The sequence below is a fragment of the Gluconobacter sp. GP1 genome (assembly GCF_032913585.1).
GTDB lineage: Bacteria > Pseudomonadota > Alphaproteobacteria > Acetobacterales > Acetobacteraceae > Gluconobacter > Gluconobacter cerinus.
Genome location: NZ_JASGXC010000020.1, coordinates 1 through 7,659, shown reverse-complemented (window position 1 = coordinate 7,659; position 7,659 = coordinate 1). Strand labels below are relative to the sequence as shown.

The window sequence follows — 7,659 nt, the reverse complement described above, 5'->3', positions numbered from 1 at the left end:
GAGTTGGTTACTGCTGCATAGGTCGCCGCACCACCGGCGACTGTTCCGCCGTAAACCGAGTGTGCTTGATGCCACATATCGGTGGCTTCGGTAATCGCAGTCGTTGTGCCAGTTCCGTGGTACGCGCGCATCGCATAAGTCGCTGCAGTACCAAGGCCGAACAATCCGATGATGATCGCGGCTATGATGCCAATTAGGTTAGTCATGGGGTCTCGCCTTCAGACAAAAATTCATGCGCTGGACCTAAAACTGATCCAGCGGGATGAATGTATCTGTGGCGAATGTGAGTGCGCCCGCGATGATCCACATGACTGTGAATCCTATGGTCCGAAGCCACTCGGTTCGTTGAATCGCTGCCTGCTCGATGTCATCAGCCCAGAGCTTTGAGGAGGCAAGCAGCCGATCGTATCCGTCTGTTGAGCCACCCCAGGCATTGGCGATGTCATCGATCATGTCGGGCGATGGGAACTGGAAACCGCTCTCTTCCAGGGCAACCGGAAAGAGGTAGGCATGTTGGCCCATGAGCTCAGCAAGTTTGGACAGTCGTTCACGCAGCCATGGCGAGGCAGTTTTCATCTGGTCTTCCAGAACCGACGTCTCTGGCGCACCCGCTCGCACGAGAATAATGTACGTCGAAAGCCATATGTATCCTTCGATGGCGCGGTAGGTTGACCATGGGGGGATCTTTTCGAGAGCCAGCCGCAACGGACCGGTGAGTCGTCGAAAACTCCAGAAAACCACGGCGCAGACGACGATAACTCCAGAGATGACCCAAAGAGGTCCGGTCCCTGTGACCCAGCCGGTGACGGCAAGAAGGGTCTGCTGTGACCCGGTCTGACGCTTTGAGAAGGCATGGGCGAAGGGCAGGAGGGAGGGAATAGCGAACTTTCCGATGATCCAGAACGTGCCCCCAAAAAGCCCGATAAAGGCCAGAAGCAGGAGCGCCACTTTGCGGTTTGCCTTGACGATGTTCGCTGTGCGGCGGCGTTGCTCGAGCAGATTTTCCAGGGCCTGCGCCAGGTCGCCACTGCGTTCTCCTGCGTCGATGATTGCGAACTCGTCGGCCGGGATCAGAGGCCGCATAGCCGGTGCGAGCTTTCGGGCATGCTCCGTCATCTCTTCGAGCAGGAGTTCGACGACCGTGGCAGCTGACCGTCCAACAATACCTCTCCGTCGAAGGCGGCGAGCATATTGCTCGAAGAGCCGTTCTGGTGTCGTACCGTTCTTGTCCCGAAGCCGGGGGATCATCATCTGATATAATTTTGCGCGCACGGCCCAGCCGAAGTTCAGGCGGTGACCGAATAACGAGAATGGGGTTGCATTCTCGAGGCCATACGAGCGGGGGGCCTCATGCGAAATAACTTCGAAGGGCATCAGGCTATCTCCTCTTCCCTGGCGAGAGCCGCTGCGTCCTGTGCGGCTCTTGCACGCTCCGCACGTCCGATCCTGCGATCGCGATCGACCTGTTCCCTGGACGGGATCTTGTCGACTTCGCGGATGATTGTGTACGGATCGACAAGGCCCTCAAGTGCGAGCTTGATGGCCTTTTCAACCATCGGGGTGTCTGCTTCGGGGCGGGAGCGGAAGCGGCGACGTGCAATCGCGATGCCCTTGGTGATGAGATCATTCATCAGCTCCTCATCCGTCTCGACGACCTCAGCCACAGAGGTGACAGAGCCGGCCCCGGTGTATTGGCAACGTGAGCAGCCGCCTGGATGAATTTTGTATGTTGAGGATGTATCGCCCCAGGTCGCCAGAGCCTGCGCTGCCCTCTGTGGCATACGTTCGTCGTTGACGGTCCAGAGTTCCTTGCAATGCGGACAGAGAAGAGGAAGCAGTCGCTGAGCGACGACGCCACGAATAACAGAACTGTTGCAGGTCACCCGGAATGACAGCCGTTCGAAATTCATGTTTTGCAGGCGTGTTGGAAACTCGAAGGGGTCTTCGATATGCAGGGTAGAAAGGACGCCATGACCGGTTTGAGCGGCATCGAAAGTTGTCAGTGCCACCTCGGCGTCTCGGATTTCACCGATAATCAGCCGGTCCGGGTCCATACGAAGACTGTAGCGAAGATTTGCCTGAAAACGTTCACCTGCGGTCTTTGAATCCAGGGCGTTGGAGATCTCAAGCTGAACCGCCCACGGCATGGGATATTCTACTGGCTGCTCAATACCGACCAGTCGCTTCCCCGGATCGGTTCGGGCTTGCCATTTTGCAAGCTCGTAAATTGTTGTCGTCTTTCCTGAACCGGTTGGACCTGTCAGAAGAAGCACACCGGAGGGCTGTGTTGCGATGTACTTCAGGCGATCAATCTGGTCCTCGGAAAACCCATAGCTTGCGAGTTTCAGTTCACCTTCCGGCCGCCGCGGCAGTCGGAGTGTCACACCGGCTGGCAGCGCACCTGAGCCTTCACTCTTCTCTCGATACTGCAGTCGCAGTTCCATGTGCCCGCCACCGTCGTTTGCCGGATAGGCGGGGCCACGCACCAGACGCACGTTCTCCAGGCCGGTGCCGTCAAGGATCTGCCCGGTGATGCCACCATCCTGGGTTTCCAGCGGCTTGATCGTGTTGTCTTGACTGGAGCAAAGACGGTACAGCGCGACCAGCAGGGCTTCGCCCTCCGTATTATTCAGTTCGCGATAAACCATCAGGGTTTTTTTGATGCGAAACTGAATTTCGGTATGGTCTTTTCGCTTGAGAACATGCACGTCGCTAGCGCGGCACTGCGCGGCAATTTTCAGCATACCAATTGCTTGGTTTCGCGCCGTATTGGACGTCTCCTGCGGTCCCTTTTGACCTGCATAAGTCTGACGGATTTCCTCGCGACGGCGACTGATGTCGCTGAAAGGTTCCCACTCCACACGGTACAGCAAGCCTGTCCGGGCGCGATGCTCTGCCATCCATTGTTGGATCGCAACGCTATTCCGTCTGGTCTGATCGACGTAGAGGGTCTTGGTCAGGTCATCGATAGCGACGTGCTGTGCCTCTGTGGCATCCAGCGTCCCATCGTAGGACGTTGACTTTCGGGTCCGATTTTGCAGCCGGTTGAATAGGCTCACGGGGCATGGTCTCCTTCGCCAATCTGGGCAGAAACGAGATAGCTGTTCAGGTCTGATTGCTGGCCGGCCGCAGAGGACAACTGAAGTCCGGTCTTATGGCGAAGCTCAATAAACTGTAGCCCGGGAATGGCGTCCCACGAGGTTGACCGTGGATCAGTGGGCCAGATGAACTGGGCTGACGCTGCCGGTGGAGGGCCGTGCGCCTGCTTGGGATCCTGGTCTAGGACGACGGTGGTATGGATCTGTGCCTTGACGCCAGATTGTTGCAGGAGCGCAAGCAGGAGGCGCTTGCCGTCAACGGGAGCATGAGCCTGTGGTCGTGTTCTTTCAGGCTCCATGGGGAGTGTCTGTACAATCAGATCTCCTTGATCGGTGTACTTCCCTGGAGGCGCATCAGCGAGGGTTCCGCCAGCTCTTAACCAGGTGATCTCTACTCCTGTGCTGTTGCAAACCCACTCCATCTGGGCCCAGCCCGCGGCGAATAGTGGAACGGCCTTTGCCGTCTTAAGGCACGCATTGATCCAATGATCCGGCGTTACGGTTGTAACCTGCGCGTTGGCCAGCCTTTTCAGGCGGTCACTCTCGACACGCATCTGCTGGACCCTGTCTGCTGCAAGACGAATATTGTGGAGATGCCAGGTATAGAGGCTCAAGCCGATGCCAACGCCGCAAGCAACAATTCCGGCCCCTATAAAAAGACTTCGACGGGAAGACACTTCACGCAACGGGTATGATTCAGGCTCGAACTGCGCGAATTTCTCGTCGACCTGATCGATATCAAAGCGCTGTTTGCGGGCCACCAGCGACGGATCGAGGCGAGCTTCAAACGCTTCCTGCTCCGACGCGCTGATGCAGCTATCGGCGAACGGCGTTAAATTGCCTAAATGGTCGGTTGCAACAATCCAGAGCCGTCCTGGTTCAGGTTCGTATTCCGCGTAGGCATCGGGCCCGAGTGTCCGTGCCGCGGCTAACGCAGCCGGTATAAGCGATTTGCGTTTGGAGCCGTCCCGGAACGCGAAAAAACCGACGAGCGCAGGTCGTCCAGGGACAACCAGATAGTGCGTCGCGCGGATACTGCGCGCACGAGCACGCAGTTCCGAGGCGGCAGGTCGACGAGCGTACGAAATCCAGCTTGCGTCGAGGCACCACCGATGGTCACGGGTCTGAAGGTCGAGGCTCATTGCCGCGCCCCAGAGGTTCCGAGCACAGGAAAGGCTGAGGCGCCGGATACACCGGAGGCAACGGCTTGGCCAATCTGGGTTGACCCATCGTCATTGGACAATGGCACGACGTCTTTTCCGTGTCGGACGTAGACAATGTCTGCGCGGATGGCCGTTACCGTGGAACCATCTGGAAGCACGGTCCCCTTAATCGCGTCATACAGCGCTCCATCGGGCATTTTGAGAGAGGCCGTCATCCGTCCCTGGTCGGAGGCGATCATGGCTATGCGGGGCGGCAGCCAGACAGGGGGTGTTGGCGTCCGGGGTTGGACTGGGGTGGGAGCGTTCGGAGGCAGGACTGTTGGAAAGCCCGGGAGCGGGAGGCCGCCAGACGTTCGGGTTGCAGGAGAAGGCACAGGCTCGGTCTTGCCCAGAATTTTCTTTTCGGAATCTGCTATGCGGGCTCTCAGCTCAACGGCAGCGCTCTCCTGCTGCAGTTCCTGTAAGCAGTTGTTGTTCAGGTCAATCTGTTCTGCGGTCAGGACTTGCCCTGGGGCGGCACGCTGGAGATGGGTGGCGCAATCCGGGACTTCAGCGTGAGCGCTTGCCATCGTGAAGATCAGGATAGCCGCGCCACAGCAGCGAGTATGCGTTGCACGTTTCATAGGGTGTGCGCCTCTACCGTAACGATAACCTGAGTTTTCTGCGTTTGTGCGTCGCCGCCACCACCGCCTAACCAGAAGAGCGGCGAGCCAACGCCAGTGCGATCCCGAGATGAGGAATCATCGACATACCCCGACAGCATCAGCGTGGAACCGGATCGGAGAACCACGGTATCGTCGAGTGACGTACTGGAGGTTTTTGGCTCCTGAATGGACGATCCGTTCGACTGGAAGGTCTGGATACTCAGGAGGGTTTGCAGCAAGAAGTTGATGTGGAGCAGGATCCTCTGATCCACGATCCTCGGTGTGATTTCCCCCATGAACCCACTCATCACCACGCCAGGGGAGAGGGTCGCGGAGGAGCCGGCGTTTGACGCGAGGACAGTGCTCGAATTGGCGAGATAGGTCGTATTGATCCCGTTCTGGAATGGGGCCGACATACCGTTGGTTGCGACGGCAGACCGGCTGTACATCTCCGTCACGTTTCCAAGCTCGGAAAGTGCCTGAATGGCCAGCTGCGATCCGGAAAACTGGCCTGCGGCCCCTTTGGCGGTGTCGAGGATGGACGCGCCGAATGAAAAGGGGATGTCATTCGTTTGCATGCCCGGTATCGCGGCGGGGATCATGCTGAGACCATAGACCTTGCCGTAATTCTTCAAGGCAATCTGCGGGCTGAATCCATAGTTCGTTTCATGTGTCTCTTTGAGCGTATAGACGTGCACATCGATTGCGACCTGCTGCATCAGACTCTCGGAGAGAGAGTGGATCCAGTCGGAGACTCTTGTCACCTGATCTGGATTTCCCGTGACTGAAAGCGTGCCCAGACCTTCATCGGCGATAACCTGAGCGCCGTTTGCGATCGTGTCTGCGGTTTTCTGAAGGTTCTTCCAGCGATCGGTTTTGCTCTCGCGAGAGATGGAGGCCATGCCCGATGATGATCCACCGCCAGAGCTGCCACCAGAAGAGCCTCCGGAGCTTCCGGTAGAGCCTCCGCCGCCACCAGAGCCTCCGCCAGACCCACCGCCGGAGCTTCCTCCACCTCCGCCACCTGTGTAGGCGGTAATCGTCGTGTTGATGTTCGTTGATCCCGGAAAGGTCGGAACAACAAATGTCTTCGCTTCGTTACGGAAGAACCGAACCTGACCGTCTTCGAACCGTTGCCAGACGCCAAACCGTGTTGCGATCGCCTGAAACAGTCCGGCACGAGTGCCGTCGTAACTGAGCCATGCACCGGGGCCGTGCCATGCTGACGGCGCTGCTGACGCGCTTCTGCGCGTACCCGAAGAATTTGTGGCACCTGTCATGGTCGGCGGAGGGGGCAGCGCGACGCCATTGAATCCCCCACTTAATGCCGGCATTGAGAACGCGCTATCGCCGTCCGTCTCTTCAGCGTCGGGAGCAACGCTGACGGGAATGTGCGTAATGCGGCTTGCCAGGATCGCAGCATCCCGGATTTCGACCGGACGAGCGATAAGGATGGACGCTGGAGCCTTCAGAATTCCGGGGGTCGCGTCCCGGTCCTTGAGCTCTTCCCCAAGCAGATAGGGGGCGTTGATGGATGACACGATCGGCTGTTCCGGTGGCCGGGTCGTTTCCCCAAGCCTTGCCATGCGCTGCTCTTTTTCCCGAGCATCGTTAAAGTCATTGCATCCCGCCAGGAGCGCCAGGACGCTAAGACCGGTTAGCAGGAGGAAGGCGTGTTTGGTGCGGGTCATTGCTGGATCCCCGTATTCGTAACGAGTGCGACATGATTGACTGTAAAGAGCTGGAGGCTGATTGTTTTGCCTTGAGCAGAAAGGGCGTGAATGACCTGTGACATCACACCGTCATCCCCACCGTGTCCGTCGTCATGCCGGAACGGGCCTGTGAAGCCGGTCGTCACCGGAACCATCCAGTTCATGCCTTCGGGCCAGATGACCCGCCATCCTGCCCGATCACCCCAGGCAATCATCTGATCCCGGATCGGCTGACCTTCGATAAGGGTCCAAACCTCAGCAGGTGGCTGCAAATGCACAGGGGGCGATGGTGGAGCGGCAGTGATGACTGCACGCGGCGTTGCTTCGACAGGTTGGGCGCCGACTGTCTTCGCATCGTTCGGAGCGTGAGGGGCAAGCTGTACAGGACCAGCCTGGGGCGCAGACTGGGCGACCTTGGGTTTTTCCGGCGCAGGGACAAGAATTTCCTGCGTGGGGATGCGAAGGCTCAGTGCTGCTCCCGACCTCAGACTGCAACTGCCCTTCCGCCTGAGTGCGCCATCGGCATCATGTCCGTAGAGACAGGTGGCAATAGCGTCCTCAACGTCGAGTTCAACAAGAAGATCTGTGCCAAGCGGCGAGACAGCGTACCTGACCGTTTGTGCGCCCGGGTAAGGCATACCCTGTGGAGAAAGCGCAAAGCCACGCTCACGCAGCGTATCTGTCAGCAGCGTCTGGGCGTGCGCATCGTCGGGGCCGCTGTAAGGGGCAAGGCGGACGACAGTGCGGCCTGCATCCAGGCTGTTGGCGAGGATATCAGCGATAAACACAGTGAGTGCCGACGTATCTCTGAAGTTAGCTCCGCTAACGTGAGACGTCTGGGACGGTGGAACCTCGGTGCACGCGCTCAGGAAGGCGAGCACTGACGCAGCGATAGGGGCATAGGGACGGCGCGTCATGCCTTTCCTCCATGAGAGATGCGAATTGTAGGGGAGCCGGGCTCGTTACCGATCAACAGGGCATCAGTGACCGGCAGATCAACGACGTAGGAGTCACCGACAGTGCGATACGGTTGGGTCGAAGC

General features: G+C 58.4%; 6 protein-coding genes and 1 pseudogene. All 7 read right to left on the bottom strand.

Annotation, left to right across the window (positions count from 1 at the left end):
- Positions 1–206, bottom strand: a pseudogene (locus R5H23_RS16365) (hypothetical protein); the annotation flags it as partial.
- 37 nt (positions 207–243) lie between these two features.
- The gene (locus R5H23_RS16360; RefSeq protein WP_011251507.1) at positions 244–1,374 is read right to left on the bottom strand and encodes a hypothetical protein; all 1,131 of its coding nucleotides are present in this window, start codon (positions 1,372–1,374) and stop codon (positions 244–246) included.
- Positions 1,374–3,059 carry a GspE/PulE family protein gene (locus tag R5H23_RS16355; protein WP_011251506.1) on the bottom strand — a complete coding sequence of 562 codons (1,686 nt, stop codon included), beginning with the start codon at positions 3,057–3,059 and terminating at the stop codon, positions 1,374–1,376. The genes R5H23_RS16360 and R5H23_RS16355 overlap by 1 nt, the downstream gene beginning before the upstream one ends.
- The gene (locus R5H23_RS16350; RefSeq protein WP_010504798.1) at positions 3,056–4,240 is read right to left on the bottom strand and encodes a type 4b pilus protein PilO2; all 1,185 of its coding nucleotides are present in this window, start codon (positions 4,238–4,240) and stop codon (positions 3,056–3,058) included. Before R5H23_RS16350 ends, R5H23_RS16355 begins: the two co-directional genes overlap by 4 nt.
- A complete protein-coding gene (pilP, locus tag R5H23_RS16345; RefSeq protein ID WP_011251505.1) occupies positions 4,237–4,884 on the bottom strand; it encodes a type IV pilus biogenesis protein PilP in 648 nt (215 codons plus the stop codon). The genes R5H23_RS16350 and pilP overlap by 4 nt, the downstream gene beginning before the upstream one ends.
- Complete coding sequence (locus R5H23_RS16340) at positions 4,881–6,596, bottom strand: pilus assembly protein PilN (RefSeq protein WP_317216079.1); 1,716 nt, start codon at positions 6,594–6,596, stop codon at positions 4,881–4,883. The genes pilP and R5H23_RS16340 overlap by 4 nt, the downstream gene beginning before the upstream one ends.
- Complete coding sequence (locus R5H23_RS16335) at positions 6,593–7,534, bottom strand: toxin co-regulated pilus biosynthesis Q family protein (RefSeq protein ID WP_211501529.1); 942 nt, start codon at positions 7,532–7,534, stop codon at positions 6,593–6,595. The genes R5H23_RS16340 and R5H23_RS16335 overlap by 4 nt, the downstream gene beginning before the upstream one ends.
- Positions 7,535–7,659: the final 125 nt, after the last annotated feature.